At 71.6% G+C, this 26,797-nt stretch carries 23 protein-coding genes; 13 read left to right on the forward strand and 10 right to left on the reverse strand.

From position 1 onward, the window contains the following. Window position 1 precedes the first annotated feature (1 nt). Window positions 2-634: a carboxymuconolactone decarboxylase family protein gene (locus tag GE115_RS10390; protein WP_153684727.1), complete on the reverse strand. Its 633-nt coding sequence runs from the start codon at window positions 632-634 to the stop codon at window positions 2-4. A 311-nt stretch (window positions 635-945) separates the two neighbouring features. Further along, on the reverse strand, window positions 946-1,086 hold the full coding sequence (locus GE115_RS18365; protein WP_172979812.1) for a hypothetical protein: 141 nt from the start codon (window positions 1,084-1,086) through the stop codon (window positions 946-948). Window positions 1,087-1,105: 19 nt separating this feature from the next. On the opposite strand from GE115_RS18365, the gene GE115_RS10395 reads away from it, so the two are divergent. Next, window positions 1,106-1,441, forward strand: coding sequence for an ASCH domain-containing protein (locus GE115_RS10395; protein ID WP_376765709.1), 336 nt, complete (start codon window positions 1,106-1,108; stop codon window positions 1,439-1,441). A 46-nt stretch (window positions 1,442-1,487) separates the two neighbouring features. Further along, window positions 1,488-2,702, forward strand: a complete 1,215-nt coding sequence (locus GE115_RS10400; RefSeq protein ID WP_153684728.1) for an amidohydrolase — start codon at window positions 1,488-1,490, stop codon at window positions 2,700-2,702. 244 nt (window positions 2,703-2,946) lie between these two features. Here GE115_RS10400 and GE115_RS10405 read toward each other — a convergent pair whose 3' ends face one another. Further along, a complete protein-coding gene (locus GE115_RS10405; protein ID WP_153684729.1) occupies window positions 2,947-5,811 on the reverse strand; it encodes a hypothetical protein in 2,865 nt (954 codons plus the stop codon). Window positions 5,812-5,903: 92 nt separating this feature from the next. After that, the gene (locus GE115_RS10410) at window positions 5,904-6,563 is read right to left on the reverse strand and encodes a TetR/AcrR family transcriptional regulator (RefSeq protein WP_153684730.1); all 660 of its coding nucleotides are present in this window, start codon (window positions 6,561-6,563) and stop codon (window positions 5,904-5,906) included. 121 nt (window positions 6,564-6,684) lie between these two features. Here GE115_RS10410 and GE115_RS10415 point away from each other — a divergent pair, with 121 nt between their 5' ends. Continuing rightward, window positions 6,685-7,488 carry an alpha/beta fold hydrolase gene (locus GE115_RS10415; protein WP_153684731.1) on the forward strand — a complete coding sequence of 268 codons (804 nt, stop codon included), beginning with the start codon at window positions 6,685-6,687 and terminating at the stop codon, window positions 7,486-7,488. Window positions 7,489-7,494: 6 nt separating this feature from the next. Here GE115_RS10415 and GE115_RS10420 read toward each other — a convergent pair whose 3' ends face one another. After that, window positions 7,495-7,971, reverse strand: a complete 477-nt coding sequence (locus GE115_RS10420; protein ID WP_153684732.1) for a cupin domain-containing protein — start codon at window positions 7,969-7,971, stop codon at window positions 7,495-7,497. 146 nt (window positions 7,972-8,117) lie between these two features. Between GE115_RS10420 and GE115_RS10425 the strand changes: the two genes are divergently transcribed. After that, complete coding sequence (locus GE115_RS10425; RefSeq protein WP_153684733.1) at window positions 8,118-9,170, forward strand: NADPH:quinone reductase; 1,053 nt, start codon at window positions 8,118-8,120, stop codon at window positions 9,168-9,170. Then, a complete protein-coding gene (locus GE115_RS10430) occupies window positions 9,167-9,685 on the forward strand; it encodes an SRPBCC domain-containing protein (RefSeq protein ID WP_153684734.1) in 519 nt (172 codons plus the stop codon). The genes GE115_RS10425 and GE115_RS10430 overlap by 4 nt, the downstream gene beginning before the upstream one ends. 49 nt (window positions 9,686-9,734) lie before the next feature. Here GE115_RS10430 and GE115_RS18560 read toward each other — a convergent pair whose 3' ends face one another. Both GE115_RS18560 and GE115_RS10440 read right to left on the reverse strand, forming a co-directional pair. Continuing rightward, a complete protein-coding gene (locus tag GE115_RS18560) occupies window positions 9,735-10,265 on the reverse strand; it encodes a dehydrogenase (RefSeq protein WP_216648814.1) in 531 nt (176 codons plus the stop codon). 79 nt (window positions 10,266-10,344) lie between these two features. Next, window positions 10,345-11,253: an alpha/beta hydrolase gene (locus GE115_RS10440; protein WP_153684735.1), complete on the reverse strand. Its 909-nt coding sequence runs from the start codon at window positions 11,251-11,253 to the stop codon at window positions 10,345-10,347. Window positions 11,254-11,478: 225 nt separating this feature from the next. Here GE115_RS10440 and GE115_RS10445 point away from each other — a divergent pair, with 225 nt between their 5' ends. From GE115_RS10445 to GE115_RS10480, 8 genes are all read left to right on the forward strand, one after another. Next, entirely contained in the window at window positions 11,479-12,723 is a 1,245-nt protein-coding gene (locus tag GE115_RS10445; RefSeq protein ID WP_153684736.1) for an alpha-L-fucosidase, read from the forward strand. Between the two features lie 97 nt (window positions 12,724-12,820). Then, on the forward strand, window positions 12,821-14,083 hold the full coding sequence (locus GE115_RS10450; RefSeq protein ID WP_153684737.1) for an ABC transporter substrate-binding protein: 1,263 nt from the start codon (window positions 12,821-12,823) through the stop codon (window positions 14,081-14,083). Between the two features lie 103 nt (window positions 14,084-14,186). After that, window positions 14,187-15,131: a carbohydrate ABC transporter permease gene (locus tag GE115_RS10455; RefSeq protein WP_153684738.1), complete on the forward strand. Its 945-nt coding sequence runs from the start codon at window positions 14,187-14,189 to the stop codon at window positions 15,129-15,131. Beyond that, window positions 15,131-16,099, forward strand: coding sequence for a carbohydrate ABC transporter permease (locus GE115_RS10460; protein WP_153684739.1), 969 nt, complete (start codon window positions 15,131-15,133; stop codon window positions 16,097-16,099). Before GE115_RS10455 ends, GE115_RS10460 begins: the two co-directional genes overlap by 1 nt. Window positions 16,100-16,102: 3 nt before the next feature. Then, window positions 16,103-18,049: a DUF8034 domain-containing protein gene (locus tag GE115_RS10465; RefSeq protein ID WP_312855072.1), complete on the forward strand. Its 1,947-nt coding sequence runs from the start codon at window positions 16,103-16,105 to the stop codon at window positions 18,047-18,049. Between the two features lie 47 nt (window positions 18,050-18,096). Then, on the forward strand, window positions 18,097-18,888 hold the full coding sequence (locus GE115_RS10470) for an RraA family protein (RefSeq protein ID WP_153684740.1): 792 nt from the start codon (window positions 18,097-18,099) through the stop codon (window positions 18,886-18,888). After that, the gene (locus GE115_RS10475; protein ID WP_312855073.1) at window positions 18,858-19,856 is read left to right on the forward strand and encodes an aldo/keto reductase; all 999 of its coding nucleotides are present in this window, start codon (window positions 18,858-18,860) and stop codon (window positions 19,854-19,856) included. Before GE115_RS10470 ends, GE115_RS10475 begins: the two co-directional genes overlap by 31 nt. After that, window positions 19,853-20,743, forward strand: a complete 891-nt coding sequence (locus GE115_RS10480) for an amidohydrolase family protein (protein ID WP_153684741.1) — start codon at window positions 19,853-19,855, stop codon at window positions 20,741-20,743. Before GE115_RS10475 ends, GE115_RS10480 begins: the two co-directional genes overlap by 4 nt. On the opposite strand, the gene GE115_RS10485 is transcribed toward GE115_RS10480, so the two are convergent. The 3 genes from GE115_RS10485 to GE115_RS10495 form a co-directional block, all read right to left on the reverse strand. Further along, window positions 20,719-21,471 carry a GntR family transcriptional regulator gene (locus GE115_RS10485; protein WP_153684742.1) on the reverse strand — a complete coding sequence of 251 codons (753 nt, stop codon included), beginning with the start codon at window positions 21,469-21,471 and terminating at the stop codon, window positions 20,719-20,721. The genes GE115_RS10480 and GE115_RS10485 overlap by 25 nt on opposite strands. Window positions 21,472-21,513: 42 nt before the next feature. Then, window positions 21,514-22,191 carry an SGNH/GDSL hydrolase family protein gene (locus tag GE115_RS10490; protein ID WP_153684743.1) on the reverse strand — a complete coding sequence of 226 codons (678 nt, stop codon included), beginning with the start codon at window positions 22,189-22,191 and terminating at the stop codon, window positions 21,514-21,516. A 131-nt stretch (window positions 22,192-22,322) separates the two neighbouring features. Next, complete coding sequence (locus GE115_RS10495) at window positions 22,323-26,747, reverse strand: Ig-like domain-containing protein (RefSeq protein ID WP_216648815.1); 4,425 nt, start codon at window positions 26,745-26,747, stop codon at window positions 22,323-22,325. Between the last annotated feature and the right edge of the window lie 50 nt (window positions 26,748-26,797).

The following is a 26,797-nucleotide window of genomic DNA, read 5'->3' on the forward strand; positions in this document are numbered from 1 at the left end:
GTCACGACCCTACGACGGATGCCTCGGGCACCGCTTCGGGCGCCGCCCCGCGCGCCGTCGCGCCCGATCGCTCGGCGAGGGGCGGCAGGCCGCACGCGTCGGCGAAGCCCTCCGACCGGATGCCGAGCGCGATGTTCATGCGCGCGCTCATGTTCATGAACGAGACGCGAGCGGTGAGCTCGACGAGGGCCGCGGGCCCGAGGTCGGCCAGCAGCGCCGCCGACTGCTCGTCGGTGACGGCCGGCGGGGTCTGGCTCATCGCCTCCGCGTACGCCATGACGTTGCGTTCGAGCGGCGAATAGACGGATGCCTCGCGCCAGCGCGGCACCTGGCGCACCTTCTCGGGGTCGAGGTCGCGGTTGCGGGACATGAAGTAGTTGAAGTCGAGGCAGAAGCTGCAGCCGATGTACGCGGCCGACGACATGGCCGCGAGCGTGGCGAGCTGCGGGTCGAGCTCCTTCCAGCCCTCGACCTTGCGGCCGATGCCCATCGAGTCGCGCATGACGCCCTGGTGGTGCCACAGCACCCCGACCGAGTCGGGCACCTGGCCCATCATCTTGCGGGCGGCGAACTTCACGACAGTGCCGTACACGCCGGTGACGTCGGCGGGCGGGATGCGGGTCGAGGTGGTCATGGTGTCCTCCAGTCGGTGCGGATCGCGACGCGGGTCGCGATGCGTTCGGCATGAAGACACCGGCCGGGCGCCGGTTGTGACATCCGCGGTGCGATTCGCCCCTGCCAGACTGGAACGCATGCCGCACGCCGAGAACGCCCCCGTCGACGAGGACGCCGCCGCCGAGCTGTGGGAGGCGTATCGCGCCGCGCATCCCGACCGCGCGATCGATGCCGAACCGCCGTCGGTCGAGCGGTTCGGCGACCACCCGGCGCGCACCGACCAGCTGCTCGGCCTCGTGCTCGACGGCGCGAAGCGCGCGACCGCGCGCCTCACCGCCGTCGGTCGAGCGGTTCGGCGACCACCCGGCGCTCACCGACCAGCTGCTCGGCCTCGTGCTCGACGGCGCGAAGCGCGCGACCGCGAGCCTCACCGCCGTCGGTCGAGCGGTTCGGCGACCACCCGGCGCTCACCGACCAGCTGCTCGGCCTCGTGCTCGACGGCGCGAAGCGCGCGACCGCGAGCCTCGTCGCGGAGTTCGCGATCGAGGGCCAGCCGTTGCCGCGCATCGGCGGCCACTGGATCGCGTGCGACTCCACCGGACGGCCCCGGGTGATCCTGCGCAGCATCGAGCTTCGCATCGCGCGGTTCGGCGACGTCGATGCGGCCTTCGCGTACGACGAGGGCGAGGACGACCGCACGCTCGAGTCGTGGCGCGAGAACCACCGCCGCTACTGGCAGCGGGTGGCGCCGACGCTCGGGTTCGAGTGGACCGAGCAGCACGAGATCGTGCTCGAGCGCTTCGAGGTCGCCTGGACCGCGGAGTAGCTGCACCGCGTTCTCCGAGGCATCCCGCGCGCCGTACGCTGACGGCATGACCATCGATCTCGCCGCGGTCTATCGCGACCTGCACGCCCACCCCGAACTGTCCTTCCAGGAGCACCGCACGGCCGGCATCGTCGCCGAGCAGCTCGATGCGCTCGGCTACGCCGTGACGACCGGCATCGGCGAGACCGGCGTCGTCGGCGTCCTCGCCAACGGCGCCGGCCCGACCGTGCTGCTGCGCGCCGACATGGACGCGCTGCCCGTGCTCGAGGAGACGGGCCTCGAGTACGCGAGCACCGCGCGCGGCACCGACGCCGACGGCAACGACGTGCCGGTCATGCACGCGTGCGGACACGACGTGCACGTGACCTGCCTGCTGGGCGCTGCCGAAGCGCTCGCGGCAGCGACCGGCGAATGGTCGGGAACCCTCGTCGTGCTCTTCCAGCCCGCCGAGGAATGGGGCGGCGGCGCCGAGCGCATGGTCGCCGACGGGCTGTTCGACCGCGTGCCCAAGCCCGACGTCGTGCTCGGGCAGCACGTCGCGCCCTTCCCCGCGGGGTTCGCGGGCCTGCACGCGGGCGTCGCGATGGCGGCCGCCGACTCGATCGACATCACGCTGCACGGCGAAGGCGGGCACGGCTCCCGCCCGGAGACCACCGTCGACCCGGTCTACCTCGCCGCGAACGTCGTCAACCGGCTGCAGGGCATCGTCGCTCGCGAGATCGCGCCGGCCGACAGCGCCGTCGTCACGGTCGGACAGCTGCACGCCGGCACGAAGAACAACATCATCCCGCCGCACGCGAAGCTCGGCCTCAGCGTGCGCACGCTCGACAACGCCGTGCGCGACAAGGTCGTCGCGGCCATCGAGCGCGTCGCGAAGGCCGAGGCGCAGGCGTCGGGCGCGCCGAAGGAGCCCGAGTTCGACTACGTCGAGCACTTCCCGCTGACCGTGAACGAGCACGCCGCGACGGCGCGCACCTTCGCCGCCCTCCAGGCGGCGCTCGGCGAGGGCCGCGTGCTCGACCCCGGCCCCGTGGCGGGCAGCGAGGACGTCGGCGTGCTCGCCACCGCGGCGGATGCCCCGCTCGTCTACTGGTTCCTCGGCGGGTTCGATCCGGCGATGTTCGGCGAAGCCCTGAAGACCGGGCGCCTGCCCGAGGACGTGCCCTCGAACCACTCGCCCCACTTCGCGCCGCTCATCGAGCCCACGCTCTCGACCGGCGTGCGCGCGCTCGTCGCGGCGGCCAGGGAGTGGCTCGACTGACGGCGGCACGGCGGCGCGGCGGCACAGGCGGCACAGGCGGCACGGCGGCTGACGGCAGCTTGGCGGGATCCGTGGCCGGAGTGACCGGTCGCGTGGGGCTCCGGCGCGCGCCGCGGGCCACGGTTGAATCACGCAACCGCGGCCCGCAGCCGAACGCTCGAGCATCCTCGCGTCGCCGCTGCGCGCCTGACGGACTGCGAGCTGGGAGCGGGGCACGCGCCCCGCTCCCGTTGCGACGCACCGGTCACGTGGGCGCGCCGCCAGGTGCCGTGGCCGGCGTCCCCGCTGGGGACGCGGACGGCGCAGCGCCCGGCGCACCCGGCGCGAGGAACATCTCGAGCAGCTCATCTCGGGCGAGCGCATACTGCTCGGTGTCGAGGTATCCGTTGTGGCGCGCGACGGTCCAGAGGTAGGTGCGCGGCGCCCGCTCGGTCGCGCCGCGATCGATCAGGTTCCCCTTCGAGCGGTAACTCGCGACCGGGAAGCCGAGGTAATCGGTGCGTCGCCAGAGGCTGCGCCATCGCGGCGACGTCTCCTCCTGGAGATCGCCGCCCAGCAGTGCCACCAGCGACGGCGGTTCCTCCGGGTCCGGGATCGGCGGTCGACGATCGATCCACTCGCGCTTGACCTGGTTCTTCCACGGGTCGAGGCCGAGCAGCGAGGGGCCGACCGTACCGTGCACTCCGAGAACCCGGGCACCGAAGACCTCGGGGAAGAATCGGCTGAAGTACGCCCGGAGCTGCACGCCGTAGGTCAGCAGCGCGACGCGGCCGGTGTCGGGGCGTGCCGGAGATGGCGGAACCGCCGCGTTCGACTGCGGGTCATCCGCGGCCTCCTGCTCGCTGGCGTGCATCGCGAAGAGCGTCGCCACCGCGAGCGTCGCGCCCATCGAATGCGCGGCGATGATCACACGGCGGTCCTCGGCGTCGTCGCCGTGCAGCCAATCGGCGATGCGTTCCTGCATCTCGGGAACCGTGCGCTCCGCGTAGCACGGCGGCGTGAACGGGTGGCCCGCCCGAGGGAAGAAGCAGATGATGTCCCAGACCAGTCCGAGGGGCCGTTCGGTGGAGGTCGCGGCGTTCGTCACGACCCACGCGACCGCCGCGAGCGAGAGCAGTCCGAGCGCCCAGGCCGACAGGCCGACCAGCCGGTTCCATCCGGCCTGCTGCTCGAGCCATTCCGCGACGAGGGGCACGGTGAGCGGCACGAGGGCCACCGCCGTGAGGATCGCCAGCCAGCGCAGCATCGGTTCGCCGCGATGCGCGAGGCTCGCGACGCGCCTCGCGGAGACGACCTGCCGGTCCTTCTCATCGTGATCGCCGAGCACCTCGGGATAGTCGTCGGGCGGGTCGGTCGTCCCCGCACGGTTCCGGTCGGGAGACTCGGCCGCATCGGCAGTGGGCGGCCACAGGTCGGGAACGGTGTAGACGGCGTATCGGATGAGCGCCGTGAGGGCCGCGGTCGCGGCGAGGAGGATGAGCACGACGAGCACGACGACCAGGATCGCCCCGAACCGCTCGTAGAAGAACGGCGGCTCGAGGGGCGGCTCACCGGGTGCCGGGATCGCCCTCCGGTAGCCGGTCACCTTGGGCGATTCAGCGGGTGATGCGAGCCAGGCGTGCGCGCCCACCACGAGCAGGCTCGTGATGACCAGCGAGGAGAACAGCGCCACGAGCAATGCCACGGCGGCCGCATTCCCATGCCAGCCGAGCAGTTTCCGGTTGGCCCGCTCCGCCTTCGAATGGAACGCGTATCCAGAGATCACGGCGAGCGCGGTCAGCGCGACCGCCGCGGCAGACCACCACATGCGCCAGTCCTGTCCGTGGTCGGCCCGCCAGAGCTCCGCGACGATCACCGAGACGAACGCCCCGGTGAGCAGGACCCAGGCCGCCACCCGGTGCCCGCCGTAGCCCCACGTCAGGCTCGCGACGGCGATGAGCGCGCAGATCGTGCTGATCACGCCGGGCACGATCGTCAGGCCGAGTGCCTTGCCGTCGTCGGGCACCGTCGTCGCGTCGGGGGTGAAGCTCCAGATCAGCCAGGCGAGGTACGCGAGCACGGACGCCACCAGGGCGATCGAGGACCAGGCGCGCTTCGACCGGGTCGACCAGCGCGTGTGCGACAGCCCGGCCGCTGCCGTGATCGTGATCGAACCGGCGAGCAGCACCGCGCCGACGATGACGCCGACGAACGGCACGGGCTGGCCGTCGGGGTCCAGCGCCAGCCACGCGGCGGGGTCCCACTCGCTGGCGCTTCCCGAGGCGCCGATCCAGGCATCCCAGGCGAGCAGGAACAGCACGAGCGAGATGGAGGCGGCGAAGTGCGCACGCTCGGACGTGTGCGCGACCTTCGACCGGCGCCAGAATCCGCTGGATTCGAGCAGCGGTGGGAATTCGCCCGGCTTCGGTCGTTCACCTCGCAACCAGCGCAGCGCGTTGCGGTGGTCCGAGCGGACCTCGCTCGGCATGGTCTTCGTGGCGGTATCGGGCTTGTCGCGGTTCGGGTCGAACCGCCCGCGCGCACGCAGGCCCACCAGGTAGATCACGAGCATGAGCACGATGGGAACGAGGCTCAGCACCGCCGACCGCTGGAGCGGCCCCAGATCGGCGAGGCCGTCGAGCCATCCGGGCAGCGCCGCGCAGGGCTGCCGATCGCGCAGGCATTGCACCGCGACGAGGTCGACACTCACCGACATGAAGGCGACGACGTAGAAGAGCGTCTGGAGCACGGCGAACATCCGGATCGCGATGGCGCCGGGGCCGCCGTCCCACCACGGCGATGATGCCTCCTCTCCCGGGATCTGGCGCCTGGCCCAGTACGCCAGGTTGCAGAGCCCGAATGGGAGCACGAAGAGCCAGCCGACGTGCACGAACGCCCGGCCGACGACGGCCAGGGCCGAGCCGCCGCTCCGGGCGAGGTTGCCCCAGGAGTAGGCCTCGGTGCGAAGCTCGGGGTGGTCCGCCGGCGGATCGGCGACGACCCAGAAGGATCCGAACTCGTCGCCGACCGTGCGTCGGACCCGGCTCTCCTCGACGCAGAGCATCGCGGCGGGCGGCGCGTTGGCGATGCCGTGGACGCGCAACTCGAGGACGGTCGGCTCGCTCGGCATCGGGGCCTCCCCCCTGGCGCTGATGACGAGCCGAGCCTATAGCCCGAGAAATCCTCAGGACCATCCCCCGACCGAGGGGATCGCGACCGCCCTCAGCGCACGGCGTACGCCGGGAGGAAGGCCCCCACGGAGCGCCGCACGTGCTCGCGACGCTCGGCCGCCGAGGGGATGGCGCGGTCGCCGAGCAGCATCGCCCGGTTGAGCGGCTCGCCCATGACGAGCCAGTTGAACTGCGTCGCCGCGAGCCTCGCATCGTCGACGGTGAGGAGACCACGCTGGTCGAGTCGCGTGAGCACGGTCGAGAGGGACTCGATCGCACGGACGGGCCCGCGTTCGTGCAGCGCCTCCGCGAGCTCGGGGAAGCGCGCCACCTCGCCGATCACGAGCCGGCGCAACTGCAGGATCCGCGGCGTCATCACCGCGTCGAGCTGGCGGTCGGCGTACTCCTCGAGATAGGCGCCGACGTCGTCGACCTGCTCGACGCTCGGCACGCTGCGGTGCACGGCCTCGGACGTGGCATCCGTCATCGTCGTGACCAGTTCGACGAACAGCGCCTCCTTGCTGCCGAAGTGCTTGTAGACGGTCTGCTTCGAGACGCCCGACGCTGCGGCGAGCTCGTCCATGTTCGTCCCGAGGTAGCCGCCGGCCAGGAACATGCGCTCGGCGGCGGCGAGCATGTCGCGTCGTTTGCGTTCGCTGCGCCCCAGCGGCTGCGAGGGGCTTGATGCCGGTTCCGGCGATGCAGCGGTCATGCGTGCGCTCCTGAATCGTTGACAACGGGTACTGGTCAGTCTAGTCTCGATTCAACGGAACTAGACAGTCCAGTTTGATCTGGGCAATCGCGACCACTGAGACCGATGAACGGAGACCGCCATGAGCGAGTTCGCCACCACCCCATCCGGAGACCGCATCGCCTACGATCGGCGGGGTTCCGGCCCCGGGCTCGTCTTCGTCGCCGGCGCCGGCCCCTTCCGTGCCATCGACCCGTGGACGACGCAGACCGCCGAGCTCATGGCGGATTCCGGTGTGACGACGATCGTGTACGACCGGCTCGGCCGCGGCGAGAGTCCCGCCGAAGGCCGCCTCGACCTCGACCGAGAACTCGAGACGCTCGCCACGCTCATCGACGTCGCCGGAGGGTCGGCGGTGCTCTGCGGCCACTCCTCGGGCTGCTCGATCTCGCTCGCGGCCGCAGCCCGCGGACTCGATGTCGCGGGCCTCGTGCTGTGGGAGCCGCCCTTCGGCGCCATCGACGGCGGCGCCCGGGAGTGGGCCGGCGAGGTCGAGCGGCGCATCGACGCCGGGGATCTCGAGGGCGCGCTGGCCCACTACATGAAGGACATGCCTCCGGAGTGGCTCGAGGGACTGCGCCAGTCCCCCGAGTACCCGCAGTTCGTCTCGCAGGTCGTCAGCTACGTCGGCGACGGCGAGTCCCTCGCCTGGGTGGAGTCGGCGCCGCTCGACGCGCTCCTGCGCGACGTGCGCGTGCCACTGGAGGTGCTGCTCGGGCAGGAGACCTTCCCCGAGCTCTTCGACGCCGCCGAGCGCATCGTCGCCGCTGTACCGGGATCCCGCTGGCTGCAGATCCCGGGCGCCGACCACACGTGGGAGCCCGCGGCCATGGCCGCCGAACTCACGCGCTTCGTCACGGCGGCTGCGACGGAACGGGTGCGCTGACGGCGCCTACGCGTGCCGGTCGGGCTCGCCCTCGTCGGGCTCGACGGCCCAGGCGGGCGGCTCGTCGTCGCCGGACTGCTCGTCGCGTTCGGCCTCGTCTGCGGTCTGCTGCACCTGGCCCGCCGCGTGGTGCACGGGCGCGTAGATCGCGTACAGGCGCATCGGCTCGTCGCCGGTGTTCACGATGTCGTGCCACGTGCCCGCGGGCACCTGGACGGACCATCCGTCGCTCACGTCCTGCTGGAACGGCAAGTCGTCTTCGGCCGGCCCCATCTTCACCCGCCCGCGCCCGGCGTCGAGCCGGAGGAACTGGTCGGTGTCGGGATGCGCCTCGAGGCCGATCGACTCGCCGACCGGGATCGACATGAGGGTGACCTGCAGGTACTTGCCGCTCCACGCGACCCGGCGGTAGGCGTCGTTCGCCTTCGTCGCCTGCTCGATGTCGAAGGCGTTCGGCTCGGGCCCGTTGTCGGTGACGTCCATGCGTGGCATCCTCTCGTCCGGCGTTCGTTCCTCGCGGTCAGGCTAGCGGCACCGATCGCAGGACGCACCGGGGTTGCGAGGCGGACCGCGCATCGGGAAGGCGGGCCGGCAGGAAGATCCGCCGCGCGTCGCGCGTTGCCCTCAGCATGAGAGCGATCGCGTACTCCGCCACCGGTGACTCCTCCGTCCTGCAGCTCGTCGACCGCGACGTGCGCGAACCCGGAGCGGGCGAGGTGCGCGTGCGCGTCGTCGTCTCGGGCGTGAACCCCACCGACTGGAAGGCACGCGCCGGCGGACGGCCGGGCGCCGCGACCCCCTTCGCCGAGGTCGTGCCGAACCAGGACGGCTCGGGCATCGTCGACGCCGTCGGCGAGGGCGTCGACGGCTACGCGGTGGGCGACCGCGTGTGGATGTTCCTCGCCGCGCACGAGCGGCCGACCGGCACGGCGCAGGAGGTCACGGTGCTCCCGGCCTCGCGCGTCGTGCACCTGCCGGATGCCGCGAGCTTCGAACTCGGGGCATCCCTCGGCGTACCCGCGCTGACCGCGCACCGGGCGCTGACGGTGCACGAGAACGGACCCGACCGACTGGCTCCCGGCGCCCTCGAGGGGCGCACCGTGCTCGTCGCCGGCGGTGCGGGCGCCGTCGGGCACGCCGCGATCCAGCTCGCCCGCTGGGCGGGCGCCCGCGTGATCACGACGATCAGCTCGCCCGAGAAGGCGACGCTCGCGACCGCTGCGGGCGCGCACCACGTCGTGAACTACCGCACGGATGCCGCGGCGCGCGCGATCCGCGACCTCGCGCCCGACGGCATCGACCAGGTCGTCGAGGTCTCCCCCGCCCGCAACGCCGAGCTCAACGCGCGCGTCATCGCGAACCACGGCTCCATCTCGGTCTACGCGACCGACGGCGGCGCCGAGATGCGCCTCGACGTGCGGCACCATTTCGCACGGAACGTGCGCTACCAGTTCCTGCTGCTCTACACCGTGGGCGATGCGCCGCTCGCGGCGGCCGCCGAGGACGTCACCCGTGCGGTCGGCGACGGCGCGCTGCCGGTCGGCGAGGACGCCGGGCTGCCGCTCACGCGCTTCGCGCTCGAGCGTACGGCCGACGCCCACGACGCCGTCGAGCAGGGCGCGGTCGGCAAGGTGCTGATCGACGTCGCACCGGATGCCTCGGCCCCGGTGGTCGGCTCGTGACCACGGTCGCGGCGGCTCCGGCAGGTGAGACCTCGCCGAGCCCGGCCGACGGCTCGTTCGAGGTCTCGACGACGCTGGCCGCGGCGCCGGCCGCCGTGTTCGCGGCGTTCGAGGAACCCGAGCTGCGCCGACGCTGGTTCCGCCAGCCCGGCGATCGGTCGCGTCAGACCTACCGGCTCGACTTCCGCGTCGGCGGCGGCGAGACGGCGACCACGGTGTTCGCGCCGCTCGATCGCGAGGAGCACGTCGAGTACGCCTCGAGCTTCATCGACCTCGTCGCCGGCGAGCGGCTGGTGCTCTCGTACTCGGTGCGCCTCGACGGCGTGCTGCGCTGGGCCGCCCTGCGCACCGTCGCGCTCTCACCCGTCGACGACGGCACGGCAACGCGCGTCGATTGGTCGGAGCAGTACCGGTTCTTCGCGAGGTCGGAGAACCCGGCGCACGACATCGCCCACCTCCACGGCAGCACGCGGCTGCAGCTGAACGCGCTCGCTGGCGTGCTCGCGAACGGCTGAGCCGAACGGCGGTCCGCCGGACCCAGCTGCACCCGGGTCAGGCGCCGGCTCAGGCCTCGGCGTCGACGAGGTGGCGCGCCTCACGGTCGAGCACCTTGACGACGAGGTTGTGCCGTCGGAGCGTCTGGATCGTGCGCGCGACCTCGTCGGGCGTGAAGCCGAGGGCGCGCTCGTTGGCGACGACGAGGACATCGCCCGCCTGCAGCACGCCGAACAGGCGCCCGAGGCGCTGCTCCCACGACTCGAGCATCTCGGGGGCGGGGTGCTTGAAGTCGAGGATCTGCACGCCGAACCGCAGCAGCGCCTCGCGCTGCTCGTAGACCGACGGCATGCCGTCGCGCGCGATCACCAGGCCGACGAGGCGCGACCCCTCGGGCCTGGCCTTCCACCAGTCGCGGTTGCGCTGCAGTTCCTCGAAGCACTCGGGGCACCCGATCGCGTGGTGACCCGGGCCGTGCGCCGCGGCGGGAGGCGGTGGCGTCGCGGGTGCCGGTGGCGTCGCGGGCGCCGGTGCGGTCGCGGACGCATCCGCCGCCGCGCCCGCGTCGTCGATCGTCGAATCGCTCGTCAACTCGCCCATTCGTTCCTCCAGGTCACCCTCCATTGTCACCCGCGCCGACCCGGATCGCGCCGAGAGCGTGAGCCAGCGCCGAACAACCTCACCGCGATCCGGAGAACGCGCGCCGGAGGAACTCGACCTGATCGGCGAGCACGCGCACCCGGATCTCGGGGCGGTAGATGTCGAAGTGTCCGAACGGGTAGCTGCGGAGCTCGCCACGAGGCGCATCACGGGCAAGCGGCTCGGTGAGCGGACCCTGCGTCTCCCGGTCGAACTCGCCGATGCAGACCAGGAGCGGCGCCTGGATCCTTGCCGCCCTCCGACCCGGCCGGTAGGCCATCATGTCGAGGAGACCCCGCGGAGCGACCTCGTTGCGCCAGGTACCGCCGGTGAGCACCTCGATCGTGCGGTTGGAGTCGCCGCCGACCATGATGGCCCGCTCGCCGGCGTCTCCGACGGCTTTGACGTAGAGGGGCGGTCGGCCCATCCAGCCGCGCACCCGGTCGCGGACCGCGATCCAGAGCAGCGCATAGGCATCCTTCGTCGAACGCCCCTCGACGTGCTTGGGGAATCCGTTGAACGGGACCTGTGCGACGACGCCGGCGAGACGCGGGTCGTCGGACGCGACCGTGATCGCGTGACCGCCTCCGAGGGAGGAACCCCACAGCGCCACCCGGTCGGGGTCGACCTCGGGTCGATCCCTCAGGTGGGCGATCGCCGCCCGGATGTCATCGAGTTGTCGCGGGACGGAGACGACCTGCCGGGGTTCACCCGCGCTGAGGCCGAAGCTGCGGTAGTCGAACGTCATCGCCAGCCAGCCTTCCGCGGCGAATGCCTCGGCGGCCGCGACGATCGACGGCGTGTCCTGCGTACCGCCGAAGCCGGTGCAGATCAGCACGGCCGGCACCGGTGCGTCCGCGGCGCCGTCGACGCCGTACACCACCGCGGCGATGCGTTGCCCCGAGGACTCGAACTCCACCGCGACGCGTTGCGGAGGCCCACCGCTCATCGGACGCTCCCCTCGATGTCGGATCGGGCGTCGGCGACCCGGGAGGATCGGTCCAGGTCGCCTTCCATTGTCGCCCGTCGCCCCCGTGCTCCGCGAGGCCTGCCACGATTTCCCACGACATCCGATGTCTGGGCGCCCACGCCCCCTCCAGACGATGCATCCGGACGTGTCGACCCCCGAACATAGGATCATTCCCACGTTCGCCCGCTTGACGAAAGGTCGCCGATGTCCGCCGACACCCCCGCATCCACGCCCTGGCTCCCCGTCGGGGCATCCGGTCGCCCTCTTCCCGACTGGGCCCGCGACGCGAGCCTCGGCATCTTCGTGCACTGGGGCGCGTACTCGGTGCCCGCGTGGGCCGAACCCTCGGGCGCGCTCGGCGCGGTGCCCGACGACGAGTGGTACACGCACAACGCATACGCCGAGTGGTACGCGAACACCATCCGCATCGAGGGGTCGCCCGCGGCCGACCACCACGCGCGCGTGCACGGCGGCGCGCCCTACGAGGCGTTCCTCGACGAGTGGCGCGCGGAGGCGTACGACCCGGTCGGATGGGCTCGCCTGTTCCGCGCGGTCGGCGCCGACTACGTGGTGCCGACGACGAAGCACCACGACGGCATCGCCCTGTGGGATGCGCCGGGCACCGACCTCACGACCGTCGCGCGCGGACCGCGCCGCGACCTCATCGCCCCGCTCGCCGACGCCGTGCGTGCCGAGGGGCTGCGGTTCGGCGTCTACTACTCGGGCGGGCTCGACTGGTCGGTGACCGATGCGCCGCCGCACCGCTCGACGCCCGATCTCGAGGCCCTGCGACCGCAGGATGCCGCCTACCACGCCTACGCGCGCGCGCATGTCGCCGACCTCGTCGAGCGTTTCCGGCCCGACGTGCTCTGGAATGACATCGACTGGCCCGACGCGGGCAAGGCACCCGGCCCCGGCTCGCTCGACGCGCTGATCGCGGAGTACCGCGAGCGCGTGCCCGAGGGCATCGTCAACGACCGCTGGGGCGCCGACGTCTGGGACTTCCGCACGAGCGAGTACGACGCGCACGGCGACCACGAATCCGATCCCGGCTGGGAGCACTGCCGCGGCCTCGGCTACTCGTTCGGGTTCAACGCCGTCGAGGACGCCTCGCTCACCCTGTCGCCGCGCGAGCTCGCGCGGCTCTACGCCGACGTGGTGTCGCGCGGCGGGCGGCTGCTGCTGAACGTCGGCCCGACCGCGGCGGGCGAGATCCCTCGCGTGCAGCGTGCGACGCTCGAGGGCGCTGCGGCCTGGCTCACGGCGATCAAGCCCTCGACGATCGGGCGCGGCCCGGTCGCCGCCGAAGACCTCGAGGTGACGGATGCCACGTGGTGGCGGGGCTGGGCGAACGCCGACGGCATCGTCGCCGTGACCGATTCGGACGAGGCATCCGCCCGCTCGTTCGACGGCCGACCGGTGACCGTGATCGCGCTGCCGGAGGAGTAGTGGAATCACTCGACAAGCGATTATCGATTAGTGTAATGTTCCAGTCGTCTCACCCCAGAGTCTCACCCACAGAGTCGTGCACACGAGAGGATCGATGATGATCAACAGACGCACCATCGCAGCACTGAGCGCGGTCGCAGCGACCACGCTCGCCCTGGCCGCCTGCTCCAGCCCCGGCGGCGACGAGGAGGGCGGCGCCACCGAGCTCCGCGTGCTCGTCAACGTCACGCCCAACCTCACCGAGGAGTACTGGAACGAACTCGTCGCGCCGTTCGAGAAGGCCAACCCCGACGTCGACGTCGTCATCCAGAACCCGGGCGCCGAGGGCGTCGCCGCGGCCGTGCCGCGCCTGCTCGCCGCCGGCGACGTGCCCGACATCGTGCAGTCGCAGGCCCCCACGCCCGACCTCGTGCCCGAGCTCGTCGACCTGTCGGAGTACGAATGGGCCTCGAGCGGCCCGCTCGCCGACCAGTACTCGATCGACGGCAAGTACTACATGGCGGGCATCGGCGTGCAGCTGCAGAGCCTCATGTTCTACAACAAGCAGGCCTTCGCCGACGCGGGCATCGCCGAGCCCCCGACGACGCTCGACGAGCTCGACGACGCCCTGGCGGCGCTGAAAGCGGCCGGCTGGGACACCACCATCCAGACCGGCGGCGACTGGATGTCGAGCCACGTGCTCCAGGCCGTCGGCCTGCCGACGATCATCGCCGAGTACCCCGACTGGTTCCAGGAGATGAGCGCGGGCGACCTCACGTTCAGCGAGACCTACGCCGACGCCGTCGAGCGCTACGCCGACTGGGTCGCCGAGGGCTACATCCCGAAGGACGCGCTGGGCGTCAAGTACCCCGACGCCGAGCAGAACTTCCTCGCCGGCAACTCCGCGATCTACCCGATGGGCAGCTGGTTCGCCGGCACCGAGGCGAAGACGCCCGATGCGCCCGAGATCGGCGTGTTCCGCGCACCGGCTGAAGCCGGCGTCGACAACCCCGCCATGGGCGCCAACATCGCGAGCCCCTACTTCATCATGAAGGCCTCGAAGCACCAGGAGGCGGCCGCGGACCTCGTCGAGTTCCTCACGACCGACCAGGACGCCGTGGCGAGCCAGCTCGCGGTCGACGGCAACTTCCGCGACGGCTACGAGTACGAGATGACCCCGCTCGGCGAGGAACTGCTCGCGATCGTCGCCGACACCCCGCCGAGCGACTACACGCCCACCGGCGGCGGCTACGGCGAGCGCACACTGCCCGACGGCTACGCCGACGAGATCAACGTGCAGACGCAGTCCCTCATGGGCGCAACGCCCGCGTCCGACGTGCTCAGCTCGATGGACGCCTGGTTCGCCGCCAACGTCCGGTGACCCGACGTCCGGTCGACCGGGCATCCTGACTCCCGGGCGCGGTGAACCACTCCCGGCGCCGCGCCCGGGCCCCTACTCCCCCACTGACGGAGGTTCATCCACGATGGCTGACACCGTGACGCGCGCACCCGGCCTGCTGCGCGCGCCGATCGAGCGCAGAGACCGCGCGCTCCGAACCTGGCGCAACCGCCTGCCCGGCATCATCATGGGCGGCCCGGCGGTGCTGGTCTTCATCGCCATGTTCATCATCCCGATGATCCTCGCGTTCGTGCTGAGCCTGACCGACTGGAACGGCTACAGCCTGAACTTCACGTTCATCGGCCTCGAGAACTATGCCGACGCGTTCCGCAACCCGCGCACCGTCGACGCGGCCATCTTCACGGCCGTCGTCGCGTTCTTCGGCACCATCCTCTGCAACGGGGTCGGCCTCGCGACCGCCGCGCTCATCTCCGGCCCGGGCCGGGCGAACACGGTGATGCGCACCGTCTTCTTCTACCCGTACATCATCAGCTCGCTGATCATCGGCTTCATCTGGTCGGCCATGCTCGCGCCGACCGGGGTCGTGAACAGCCTCCTCGCGCAGGTCGGCATCCCCGCCATGCCGTGGCTGACCGACGTGACGTTCGCGAAGGCGAGCATCATCCTCACGATCGTCTGGTCGCACTTCGGGTTCAACATGATCCTCTACCTGGCCGGCATCAAGTCGGTCCCGGTCGAGTACTACGAGGCCGCGACCGTCGACGGCGCGACCCGCTGGCAGCAGTTCCGCAACGTGACGCTGCCGCTGATCGCCCCGGTCGTGACCGTCAACCTCGTGCTCACGCTCGTGGGCCTCCTGAAGGTCTACGACGTCGTGCTCGCGCTCACCAACGGCGGGCCGGCGGGCTCGACGCAGACCATCGTGTTCCAGATCCTCAGCGACTCGTTCGCGAACGCCGACCTCGGCTTCGGCGCCGCGCAGTCCGTCGTGCTGCTGATCGTCACGGCCGTGCTCGGCCTCGGCGTGACGCTCGCCCGGCGCGGATCCGAGAAGAAGGTGACCGACTGATGACGACCACGACCCAGACGACGATCAATCCCGCGGCCGAGCTGCTGCTCGACGACCCCGACGAGCTGCGTGCCCGGCGCCGGTTCTCGTGGTCGCGCCGGCCGCAGAAGCCCGCGGCCGCGACGAAGATCCGCACCTCGCCGGTCGCGGCGACGATCAAGTGGATCCTGCTCGGCGCCGGCGCACTCGTGATGCTCGTGCCGTTCTACATCATGGTGATCAGCGCGTTCAAGCCGCAGGAGGAGATCATCCGGCACCCGCTGGCGATCTCGCCCTCGACCTTCACGCTCGAGTACCTGGGCGACGCGATCACGAGCGAGAAGTTCAACGTGATCGGCGCCTACGGCATCACACTGCTGTTCGTCGCGCTCGTGAACGTGTTCGGCATCGTGCTGTCGGCGCCCGTGGCCTACGTCATCGCCCGCGGCCGCTCGAAGTGGCACCTCGGCCTGCTGCTGCTCTTCGTCTCGGGCCTGTTCATCCCCGGCCAGGTGACCCTGATCCCCGTCGTGTTCATCCTGCGGCTGCTGGGCCTCATCAACACGATCCCGGGGTTCATCCTGTTCGAGACGGCCGCGACGCTGCCCGTGACGATCTTCCTCTTCGCCGCGTACCTGCGCACCGTGCCGCGCGACATCGACGAGGCGGCCGCACTCGACGGCGCCGGACGCATCCGGGCGTTCTGGTCGTGCATCTTCCCGATCATGAAGCCCGTCGTCGCGACCATCGTCGTGCTCAACTCGATCAGCGTCTGGAACGACTTCGTCAGCCCGCAGATCATCCTCGGCCCGAGCTCGGGCATCTACACCGTGACCACGGGCGTCTACGCGGCCGTCGGCGAGTTCTCCACCGACTACACGACCGTGTTCCCGACCCTGCTGCTCGCGATCGCGCCGGCGGTCGTGTTCTTCATCATCATGCAGCGGCACATCATCGGCGGCCTGGTCGCCGGGGCGACGAAGGGCTGACCCGTGGCGACCCCCAGGATCCACACCACGCCGATGCGCGAGATCCCCGCGTGGGCCGTGCTCGAGCGGCGGCTGTTCGACGAGATCGAGACCGCGTGGCGGGCGTTCTCGGCCCGCTACTGCGAGCCCGACGGGCGCATCCGGTTCGCCGCAGGCTTCGACTCGCGCGACGGCGTCGACGACCTCTACGAGCCGTTCTTCAACTGGCCCGCCTTCCACGCGCTCGGCGGCAGCGACGACATCCTCGACCAGGCGAAGCACCACTGGACCGGCGTGACGGCGCAGCTCACCGAGGCCGGCATGCTCACCGACGAGTACGAGAACGGCTACGACTGGTTCCACCAGGGCGAGTCGCTCCTCTTCTTCTACGGGCTGTGCGCCGCCGATCCGGGCGACACCGCGTTCGCCGATCGCGCGCGCCGCTTCGCCGAGCTCTACACCGACCCGGCGAACGGCAACTACGACCCGGCGAGGAACGTCATCCGCGCCCCGCACAACGGCGCGCTCGGGCCGCTGCCGGGCCTCGGTCCCGAATGGCAGGCGTACTCGGCCGGGCAGGGCGAGATGCGCGCCTACGGGTTGCCGCTCGAGCACCTGCCGGGCATCGAGCGCTGGGAGGACCTCGAGGATCCCGCGAACGCCGACGCCATGGGGCAGGCGATGCAGCGCCTGGCCGCGGGCGACGTGCCCGTGAACCTCGCCGCGACGAGCCTCGTCGCCAACCGCTGGCTCTACGACGGCGACGCCGGCTCGGCCGAGTGGATCCTGCGCTACGTCGACGGATGGCGCGACCGCGCCGCGGCCAACGGCGGGCTGCTGCCCGACAACGTCGCCCCCGACGGTACCGTCGGCGGGCTCCACGAGGGCCGCTGGTACGGCGGTCACTACGGCTGGAACTGGCCGCACGGCCTGCACTCCGTCGGCATGAGCACGCTCATCGGCGAGCTGAACGCCTCGTTCGTGTCGGGCGACGCCGGCGCGCTCGACCTCACCCGCACGATGCTCGACACGGTGCTCGAGCACGCGATCACCGCGTCGGTCGAGGAGACGCCGTTCAGCCTGCGCGGCGGCGCCCTGGCCCGGTTCGGCGCGGATGCCTCGAAGCCCGCGCTGCTCGTGCCGTATCGCCACGGCCGCGACGGCTGGTTCGACTACGGACCCATGCCGCTCGAGCTGCCGACCTGGCTGTGGTGGTGGAGCCGCGACCCGGCCGACCGCGCGCGGCTGCGCCGCGTGATCGACGGGCTGCCGGCGACCGACGAGCCCGTGAAGGCGTTCCGCGACAAGGCGGAGGCGGGCCACGAGGCGCCGTGGATCGCGTTCCTCGACGGCGAGCTGCCCGACTACCCCGTGCGGGCGCTGTCGATGGCGCTCGGCCAGGTCGCCCGGCGCCTCGCCGTCATGGATGCCGAGCCCGTCGACCCCGCGAACGTGCACCTGCACTTCTGGCAGCGGGCCAACCCGGTCGTCACCGAGGTGCTCGGGCAGCTGGTCACCGGCACGCCGCAGGTGCTCTACAACGGCGGGCTGCCCTTCACCGCCGTCGCCTACGAGGACGCGGACCGCGACCGCCCGGGCCTGCCGCCCGACGTCGCGGCGCTCGTCACGCGGCTCGACGGCGACCGCATCGAGCTCGAGCTCGTGAACCTCTCCGGCTCGCACGCGCGCCGGCTCCGCGTGCGGCCATCGCGCTTCGCGCAGCAGCGGCTCGTCGCCGTCGAATCGCACGGCGAACGCGACGGCGCCTACCCGGGCCGCTCGACCGCGTACGCGTCGACCCCCGGCACGGCGTTCACCGAGACCGTGCAACTCGACGCCGCCGACGTGCTCGTCGAGCTGCCGCCGTCGCACCGCGCCGTGCTCACGCTCATGACCGCGCCGGCCGACGGCCGCCCGCACCACGTCGGCGCACCGGCCACCGCGCGGATCCCGATCGGCGCCGTCGGATGACACCCCCGGACCACACCGACCGCTCCACCCCTACGAGGAGGACCACCATGACCGACACCGTCACGACCCCGCCCCGGGCAGCCATCGAGCTTCCCGTGCGCGGCGGCGCGTTCGAGCGCGCCGGCTCCGAACTCATCGACGGGCTCGACCGCGTCTCCTCCGCCACGGCCTGCGCGAAGCTGCATGAGCTGGGCGTCAGCCGCACCTTCGTCGAGGGCCCGCGCCCACTGCAGGCCGGCCAGCGCGTCGTCGGCTCGGCCATCACGCTCCAGTTCATGCCCCAGCGCGAAGACCTCGCCTCGGGCCTCGGCCAGGAGTACGTCGAGCGGCACACCGCACTGTGGGCCGTGATGGAGACCGTGCAGCCGGGCGACGTGCTCGTGATCCAGGCCTACGGCAGCAAGTTCTCGGGCTGCATCGGCGACATCCTCGCGCGGTACTTCCTGCGCAAGGGTGGCGCCGGCATCGTCGTCGACGGGCGCATCCGCGACTCGGGCCGCATCCGCGAGCTCGGCCTGCCGATCTGGTCGACCGGCGTCACACCGCACTACGCGTCGCAGTCCGAGCTCTTCCCGTGGGCGTACGACGTGCCCGTCGCGGTCGGCGGCGCCCTGTGCCTGCCCGGCGACCTCGTGGTCGCCGACGACGACGGGCCGGTCATCGTGCCGCAGTCGATGGCCCGCGAGGTCGCCGACTCGGCCCGCGACCACGAGGAGTGGGAGGTGTTCAGCCGCCACCGTCTCGACGAGGGCGCGCGCCTGAGCGACTACTACCCGCTCACCCCCGACACGCGCGAGGAGTACGAGACGTGGCGTTCGGCCCGGCCCGCCGGCCGCTGAGCGCGGGCGGAGGCTCGAGCGGGGACTCGGGCGCCGCGTCCGGCACCCGGGTCGCCGGCAGCACCGCCGTCGGCGACGCCTTCGGCCTCGGCTGCGCGCCGATCGGCAACCTGTACCGGCCGCTCGCCGACGACGACGCCGTCGCGACGGTCGAGCGGGCGCTCGAGCGCGGCATCCGCTTCTTCGACACCGCGCCGCACTACGGTGCCGGTGCGAGCGAGCAGCGACTCGGCCGCGCGATCGCCGGCGTCGACCGCGACGCCGTCGTCATCGCGACGAAGGTCGGCCGACGGGTCGTCGACGCCGACGGCGCCGCGGTGCCGGTCGGCGGCATCGGCACCGACACGGTCGCCGACCTCAGCCGCGACGGCATCCTGCGCAGCCTCGAGGGGAGCCTTCGCCGGCTCGGCACCGACCGCGTGGACCTGCTCCACCTCCACGACCCGCATCACGACGTCGACGGCGCGCTGCGCACGGCCGTGCCCGCGCTCGTCGAACTGCGCGACCAGGGCGTCGTGCGCTCGATCGGCGTCGGCATCGGCTGGAGCGCTCCGCTGGCCCGGTTCGTGCGCGAGGCGCCGGTCGACGTCGTGATGATCGCGGGTCGGATGACCCTCATCGACCGCACCGCCGAGGACGAGCTGCTGCCCGACGCGATCCGGCACGGCGTCGGGGTCATCGCGGCCGGCGTGTTCAACTCCGGCGTGCTCGCCGATCCGGTCGGGGCGCCGTACTTCGACTACAAGCCCGCCTCCGACGAGCAGGTCGAGCGCGCGCTGCGCCTGCAGCGAGCGTGCGCGGCGTACGGCGTGGCCCTGCCGCACGCGGCCGCGCGCTTCCCGTTGCGTCGCGAGCCCGTCGAGGCGGTCGTCGTCGGCGCCCGCACGCCCGCAGAGGTCGACGACTTCGTCGACGGAGCCTCGGTCGAGATCCCCGACGCGCTCTGGCAGGAGCTCGAGCGCGGGTGACCGGCTTCATCGACGCGCACGTGCACCTCTGGGACGTCGACCGGATGCACCTGTCGTGGTTCCGGGCCGACCTCGGGCTGCCGCGCGCCGCGACGCTCGACGCGCTGCGCGCGGCGGCCCGCGACGTCGGCGGCCGCGGCGCGATCGCCGTGCAGGCAGCCGACACCCTCGGCGAGGCCGACTGGCTCACCGGCCTCGCGGCCCGCGAGCCGTTCCTGCGCGCCGTCGTGCTCCAGTACGACGCGCGAACGGATGCCTCGGCCTGGGCCGGCATGGCCCAGCCGCTGATCGACCGCACCGGGGCCGACGGCGGTCGAGCAGGCGCCCGACCGGGCCGCACCGCGCGCATCGCGGGCATCCGGCTCGCGACACCCGGCGGCGCCGCCGACTTCGGCGACGTCGCGGGGCTCGATCGCCTGGCCGACGGACTCGCGCGCACCGGGCGCGTGCTGGAGCTCCTCATCCGCCCCGAGCAGCTGCCCGCGGCGGCCGCGCTCGCGGCGAGGCATCCGGCCCTCACGATCGTCGCCTGCCATCTCGCGATCGGAGGCGACGCGGTCGACGCGCGATGGCTCGATGGCCTGCATGCCTTCGCCGCCCAGCCGAACGCCGTCGCCAAGGCCTCGGGACTCGTGCGCCACGCTCCCGAGCCCGACCGCGAACGCGACGACGCGCGGGTCCGCGACATCCTGAGCCATGCGGTCGGGGCGCTCGGCGCCGACCGGCTCATGTTCGGCAGCGACTGGCCGATCAGCGCGCGCTTCGCGACCTACGCCGAGGTGGTGCGGCGCACGACCCTGGCGCTGCCCGAGCTCGACGAGGCCGGGCTCACCGAGTTCTGGTCGGGTACGGCGAGGCGCTGCTACGCGCCGGCTGCGGCCGGCTGAGCCGTCGAAGCGCGTGCCGGGCGAGCGGGCGCCGCGGCGGTACCAGCGGCCGCGGCACCGGCGGCGGCATCGGCGTCGTCGAGCAGCGTGCCAGCGGCGTGCGCGCGGAAGAGCTTCGCCGCGGCCTCGCCGTCGTCGCCCTGCAGCAGCTCGAGCAGGCTGCGGTGCCACTCGGCGACCTCGTGCCAGTCGCCCCCGAACTTCGGGTCGCCGAGCACGTGCATCGAGCGCAGGCTCGGCTCGATGATGTCCCACATGCGCGGGAGGTAGGCGTTGCCGCTCGCCTCGATGACCGAGCGGTGGAACGCGAAGTCGAGCTCGCGGAACTCCGAGAAGTTGCGGTCGGCCGCGGCCTCGTGCATCTGCTCGATGAGACCCTCGAGGCGCTCGGTCGTCGCCGCGTCGAGCTGCCCGCATGCGAGTTCGCCCGCGAGGCCCTCGAGCACGCTGCGCGCGACCTTGGCCTGCTCGGCCTCTTCGTCGGTGTAGCTCGCGACGAAGTTGCCCTGGTGACGGATGTGCGTCACCAGGCCCTCGTGCGCGAGCCGTTTGAGCGCGTCGCGCACGGGCGCCTGGCTCACCTGCAACCGCCGGGCGAGCTGCGACTCGACGAGCTGCTCGCCCGGCTCGAGCGTCGTGTCCTTGATCATCGCCTTGATGAGGTCGTAGATCTGGTCGGACAGGAGGCCGCGCTTGAGCCCGGAGAACGTGCTGAGCGGGTCGGTCATGGTCTCCAGCCTACTTCATAATCGACAATCGTTAATGAAGAATCACGCCGTGGCGGCGGATGCCTCCGCCGCCGGCGCCGCAGCCTCACGCCCCGACGCGGACACCCCGTCGAACGCCGTGAACCACGCGTCGGCGATGAGTCGCGATCCCAGCGGCGTGGGGTGCACGCCGTCGGGCGCGAGCGCCGCGGCGCCTTCCGCACCAGCCGCCGCGGTCAAGATGTCGTGCAGCGGCACCAGCGGCGCACCCGTCTCCTCGGCGAGGCGCCGCACGGCCTGCCGCTTGCCGTCGAGGTCGTCGAGCCAGGCATGCTGCTCCTCGCGCACGGGCAGCAGGAACGGCTCCATCAGGATCCACTTCGGCCCGACCGGCCGCGACTGCGCCTCGGCCGCCAGCAGCCGGCGGCACGTCGCCTCGAAGTCCTCGGCGCTCGTGGGGTCGTCGTGGTCGTATCGGCGCCACATGTCGTTCACGCCGATGAAGAGGGTCACGACGTCTGCCTCGTGCGGCGCGACGTCGGGCGCCCACCGCCGCTCGAGGTCGACGGCCCGGTTGCCGGCGATGCCGGCGTTCACCACGCGCACGGATGCTCCGCGCCGGGCGAACTCGTCGGCGACGAGCCGCACGTAGCCGTCGCCGAGCGAACCGGCGTCGGCCCGGTCGCGCCCCGCATCGGTGATCGAGTCGCCGACGAAGGCGAGGGTCTGGGTTCGGGTCATCTGGAGTCGCTCCTTCGCGGTTCTGGCGCCCATCCTAGGCAGCGCCGGGTTCCTTCACGCGGTCACGGCGAGGGAGGGAGCCCACGCGGCGCCCCCTCCCCCGGCCTGCCGGCCGCTTCGGCCGTCGGCCGTCAGCCGACCGTCACCTTCACGGGCTTCGACGCGGTCTCGCCGTTGGCGTTCGCGAACACCGCGACGAGCGTGTGCTCGCCGGGTGCCACCCCGGTCACCGTCAGCCGCACCGCCTGCGCCCACGGCGTCGCCGCCGCGAGCTCGCCCGAGCCGACCACGACGCCGTCGAGCTCGAACCGGTACGAGGTCGCGTTCGTTCCCCACCACAGGTTCGCGGTGGCGGTGAAGGTGCCGTCCCGATCCCAGTCGTCGTGCGAGACGACCGGTGCCGCAGGCGCCGCGTCGACCACGCGCACGGTCGTCGAGCTCGTCGCCGTCGTGCCCTTCGAGTTGACGAGCTCACCGGTGTAGACGTACGTGCCGTTCGGCTTGCCCGCGAACGGGATCCTCGTGGACTGCGTCATCCCCGTCGTCGGCTCGAGCGTGCGGGATTCGACCAGCGCGCCGTTCTCGTACAGTCGGAACACCGTGCCCGGCGTGCCCCACCACAGGTTCATCGCGACGTCGTAGGTCCCGTCGTGGAGGCCGTGGATCCACCCGCTCGTGTTCGACAGCTCGGCCCGACCCGGTGCCGCGACGGCCCCGTCGTCGAGCGCGACCGGCGCGAGCCGGAGCGCGTTCGACTCGACGTAGTGGTACACGTTCAGGTACCCCGTGGCCGCGATCGGGTTCGTCGCGCCCGCGTCGAGACCGCTCCACACCGTCTCCCCGTCGACGCGCAGCACCAGGCGGGTGCCGCCCTCGACGGCGACGGCGCCGAACTCGAGCTCGTGCTCTTCGCCGGCCCGGATCGCCGTGTTCGGGATGACGTCGATCATCGTCTGCTGGGGCTTCCAGCTCTGGAACTCGATGGTGTCCTCCTTCACGACGACGAGGTAGCCCTTGTTGCCGTTCACCCACGTGGGATCGCCCGCACGATCGGAGCGCACGGCGAAGCCGTACCATCCGCCGTCGAAGGCGTCGACCTCGGCGGTGAAGCGCAGCAGGCCGTCGCCGAACGTCTCGCCGGAGTAGCCGTACACGCCCTCCTGGTCGATCCGCAGCGAGCCCTCGTCGAAGTCGACCGCTTCCGAGACCGGCCAGTTCGCCGCGTCGCCGAGTTGGTCGACGAGATCGATCGACGGATGCTCCGCCGTGCGCACCTCGATCGTCGAGGTCGCACTGATCGAGGAGTCGGCCTTCGACGTCGCGGTGATCGTCGCGGTGCCGGCGGCGAGGGCGGTCACCTCGCCCTGCTCGTCGACGGCGGCGACGTCGGGCGCATCCGAGGTCCACTCGACGCGTGGATTCGTGGCATCCGACGGCGTCACCGTGAGCTCGAGCTGCCGCCGCTCGCCGGTCTCGAGGGTCGCCTGCTCGGGCGAGACCGCGAGGTCGGTGACCGCGGTCGGCACGATCGAGAACCGCACGTCGTCGAAGTCGAGCGCCGTGAACTGCTCGACGTAGAACCCGACCATGCCCGACGCGGTCGCCGACGGGTTCGGCCCGTCGATCGCGAGCGCGCCGTCGACCTCGACGCGGATGCCCGAGCCCTTCACGACCATGCGCACGTCGTGCTGGGTGGCCGGCTTCAGGCCCTCGCCCGCGGGCAGCGTGATCTCCTTCAGGGTCTGCCATTGCGGCCCGTAGATGGTCCACTTCGACCCGGCCTCGAGGTGCCGGTAGCGCACGTACCCGCCGGGGTTCGCGCCCGTGCGGTCGTACATCAGCATGATGCCGCCCTCGGGCACGACCTCGGGCGTCGTCACCTGGAACTCGAGCACGTAGTCGGTGAAGTCCCGCGGCAGCTGCGAGTTCGCACCGTTCACGATGCGGTAGACGCGGTCGCCCGAGGCATCCTCGACGATGTTGCGGTTCGGATCGGTCGCCCAGCCGTTGCCGCCCGACTCGAAGTCGGTGAAGTGCATCACGCCGTCGCCGTCGGCGACGATCAGGAGCGCCTCGTCGGTGATCGCCGGGTCCTCGGCCGACACCGCGGTGATGGTGGTCTCACCGGGAGCGAGCGCCGTGATGAGGCCTGCGGCGTCGATGGTCGCGACGGCAGGATCGCTGCTGGCGTAGGCGACCTCACCGTTCGACGCGTTCCACGGCACGGCCTCGGCCGCGAACGTCGCGGTCTTGCCGAGGTCGATGGTGAACTGCTCGGCCGGCAGGTGGATGGCCTCGAGCGCGATCGTGTCGGGCGAGGCGGGGTGGCCCACCTTGCCCTGCGTGCCGATCTCGTCGAACGGGATGGCCGTGAAGCCGGGGATCTGCTCGAACACCGCCGCGTCCTCGGCGAACCGGAAGTCGCCGGCCTGCCAGTCGACGAAGCCCGGGTCCTCGTTCGCCACCCAGTTGTCGGCGTAGTTCATGAGGTTCTTCACGTCACGCGCGCCGTGCTCGTTCACCTGGTCCGAGCGCGTGATCGTGGGGTTCCAGGTCAGGTTGCGCTCGAAGACGTTGTTCGCCGGGAAGTAGTGGTTCTCGTCGAAGAAGGTCAGCAGCTCGGGGTACTTCTCGCCGTAGGGCGTGTCGACGAAACCGTTGTTCTGCTCGAACAGCTCGATCCACCCCGGCATGTAGGCGGTGTCGACCTTGTTGCCCGGCTCGTCGCCCATCCACATCTCGTAGTTGTCGTACGGCACGTGCGCGTCGACGAAGACGTTGTTGCGCGACGTGATGTGGTCGCCCGAACCGCTCTTGATCGCGGCGTTGCCCATCCGGTAGAAGACGTTCTCCTCGATGGTCAGGCCCATCGTGAGGTTGTCGGGATAGATGCCCTCCACGCCGAGCCGGCCGACGCCGGTGTCGTGGAAGTAGTTCTGCCGGATGACCGTGCCGCGCTGCTGCGGCGTCGCGCCGGCGTTCATGTAGATCGCGCCGAGGTCCTGGAACGCCTTGCAGATGTCGTAGATCTCGTTGCGCTCGATCAGGTGGTCGTTGCCGTGGACGATGATGCCGGGGTGCGGGGCGTCGTGGATCTCGTTGCCCCGCGCGACGTTGCCGACGCCGTCGAGCATCACGCCCGGGTTGTACGCCTTGTGGTAGTACGCGAAGTCGTGGATGTGCGAGTTCTCGACGCGGTTGCGGCCCGGCTCGAGCGTCGTCTTGTCGCCGCCCTGCAGCACGACCGGCACGCCGCCGATGTGGCGCAGGTGCGAGTCGACAACCGCGTGGTCGCGACCGCCGCGGTTCACGGGGATGCCGTCGTACGTGTAGCGGCCGGGCGAGTTGATGAGCACGCCGCCGTCGGCGAAGTTCCGGATGTCGGAGTTCGAGACCGTGACGTTGCTGCCGCCCAGGATGACGGCGGCGTTCGCCCGGCCGTACTCCATGACCAGTTCGTCGAAGGCGATGTGCGAGGCATCCGTGGTGCGGAGCATCGGCTCCTTCAGCATCGTGACGGTCGCCTCGGCGTCGCCGCTCAGGAACGCCTGGTTCGGCAGGAAGTACAGCAGGCCGGTGCCGCGATCGATGTAGTACTCACCGGGCGCGTCGAGCTCCTCGAGCAGGTTCTCGGCGAAGTGGAAGTCCTCGAACCAGGTCTTCATGAGGCCCGACATCTCGCCGTAGCGCAGCGTGATGGTCTTGGCCTCGGTGTCGATCGACTCGACCCGGTTGTACGACCACTCCCAGCTGTAGCCGAAGATGCCGTCGAGCCAGATCTCGTCGGCGGCACCCCAGTACTGCGGGCGGTCGTAGGTGTAGCTGAACGTGCCGCCGCGCTCCTGCAGGTCGGGGTCGCCCTCCTGCGGACCCACGTCGAGGATCTCGTCCATGCGCACGGTGCCGGCATTCGGCCACCGCGCGAGGGTCATCCCCTCGCCGGCGACGTAGAGCTCCATGGGCGGCACGGTGCTGACGTCGTTCGCCTTCCAGTACCCGTGCCGGCTGAGCTCGCCGAAGTCGGTGATGCCCACGGCCTCGAGGTCGAGCGCGAGCACCTTGCCGCGCGCGGACTCGTCGACGATGCGGCCGAGGACGGCGTCGTCGGTCACGGGCGCGAAGCCGTCGCGGTCGAGCTCGAGGCCGCCGGTCAGGCGCGCCGTCTCCCCCGGGTACGAGCGGTAGGTGATGGGCGCCTCGGCGGTGCCCGAGTCCTGCGCGCCGAGTTCGAACGTCGCGCTCCGCGCGTAGGTGCCCTCGCGCAGGTAGACGGTGACGCCGCCCGCCGGCAGCGGGCCCGCGGCCTTGAGCTCGCGGATCGCGTCGCGAGCCCCCTCGAGGGTGCGCAGCGGATGCTCCGGCGAGCCGTCGGCCGTGTCGTCGCCGTCCGGGGCGATGGTGAGGGTCGCGCCCGGTGCGGATGATTCGACGGCCGCTGGATCGGCCGCCGCACCGATCGCTGGATCAGGGGCCGGGTCGGGGGCCGCATGGGCCACGGTCGGCAGGCCGAAGACGAGCAGCCCGGTGATGACGAGTGCGGAGAGAGATCGCTTCATTGCGAGGTTCCGGTCCTTCTGGAGTTGACCGCGGAACGCGGTGCTCGGTC

The sequence above is a fragment of the Agromyces agglutinans genome (assembly GCF_009647605.1).
GTDB lineage: Bacteria > Actinomycetota > Actinomycetes > Actinomycetales > Microbacteriaceae > Agromyces > Agromyces agglutinans.

What these genes read in the sequence shown, in the direction of transcription:
- GE115_RS18560 (WP_216648814.1), bottom strand. Translation starts at nt 10,265, where the DNA reads ATGGGCGAGTTGACGAGCGATTCGACGATCGACGACGCGGGCGCGGCG.
- GE115_RS10450 (WP_153684737.1), top strand. Translation starts at nt 12,821, where the DNA reads ATGATCAACAGACGCACCATCGCAGCACTGAGCGCGGTCGCAGCGACC.
- GE115_RS10390 (WP_153684727.1), bottom strand. Translation starts at nt 634, where the DNA reads ATGACCACCTCGACCCGCATCCCGCCCGCCGACGTCACCGGCGTGTAC.
- GE115_RS10425 (WP_153684733.1), top strand. Translation starts at nt 8,118, where the DNA reads ATGAGAGCGATCGCGTACTCCGCCACCGGTGACTCCTCCGTCCTGCAG.
- GE115_RS10485 (WP_153684742.1), bottom strand. Translation starts at nt 21,471, where the DNA reads ATGACCGACCCGCTCAGCACGTTCTCCGGGCTCAAGCGCGGCCTCCTG.
- GE115_RS10445 (WP_153684736.1), top strand. Translation starts at nt 11,479, where the DNA reads ATGTCCGCCGACACCCCCGCATCCACGCCCTGGCTCCCCGTCGGGGCA.
- GE115_RS10420 (WP_153684732.1), bottom strand. Translation starts at nt 7,971, where the DNA reads ATGGACGTCACCGACAACGGGCCCGAGCCGAACGCCTTCGACATCGAG.
- GE115_RS10400 (WP_153684728.1), top strand. Translation starts at nt 1,488, where the DNA reads ATGACCATCGATCTCGCCGCGGTCTATCGCGACCTGCACGCCCACCCC.
- GE115_RS10405 (WP_153684729.1), bottom strand. Translation starts at nt 5,811, where the DNA reads ATGCCGAGCGAGCCGACCGTCCTCGAGTTGCGCGTCCACGGCATCGCC.
- GE115_RS10415 (WP_153684731.1), top strand. Translation starts at nt 6,685, where the DNA reads ATGAGCGAGTTCGCCACCACCCCATCCGGAGACCGCATCGCCTACGAT.
- GE115_RS10470 (WP_153684740.1), top strand. Translation starts at nt 18,097, where the DNA reads ATGACCGACACCGTCACGACCCCGCCCCGGGCAGCCATCGAGCTTCCC.
- GE115_RS10455 (WP_153684738.1), top strand. Translation starts at nt 14,187, where the DNA reads ATGGCTGACACCGTGACGCGCGCACCCGGCCTGCTGCGCGCGCCGATC.
- GE115_RS10460 (WP_153684739.1), top strand. Translation starts at nt 15,131, where the DNA reads ATGACGACCACGACCCAGACGACGATCAATCCCGCGGCCGAGCTGCTG.
- GE115_RS10495 (WP_216648815.1), bottom strand. Translation starts at nt 26,747, where the DNA reads ATGAAGCGATCTCTCTCCGCACTCGTCATCACCGGGCTGCTCGTCTTC.
- GE115_RS10490 (WP_153684743.1), bottom strand. Translation starts at nt 22,191, where the DNA reads ATGACCCGAACCCAGACCCTCGCCTTCGTCGGCGACTCGATCACCGAT.
- GE115_RS10410 (WP_153684730.1), bottom strand. Translation starts at nt 6,563, where the DNA reads ATGACCGCTGCATCGCCGGAACCGGCATCAAGCCCCTCGCAGCCGCTG.
- GE115_RS10440 (WP_153684735.1), bottom strand. Translation starts at nt 11,253, where the DNA reads ATGAGCGGTGGGCCTCCGCAACGCGTCGCGGTGGAGTTCGAGTCCTCG.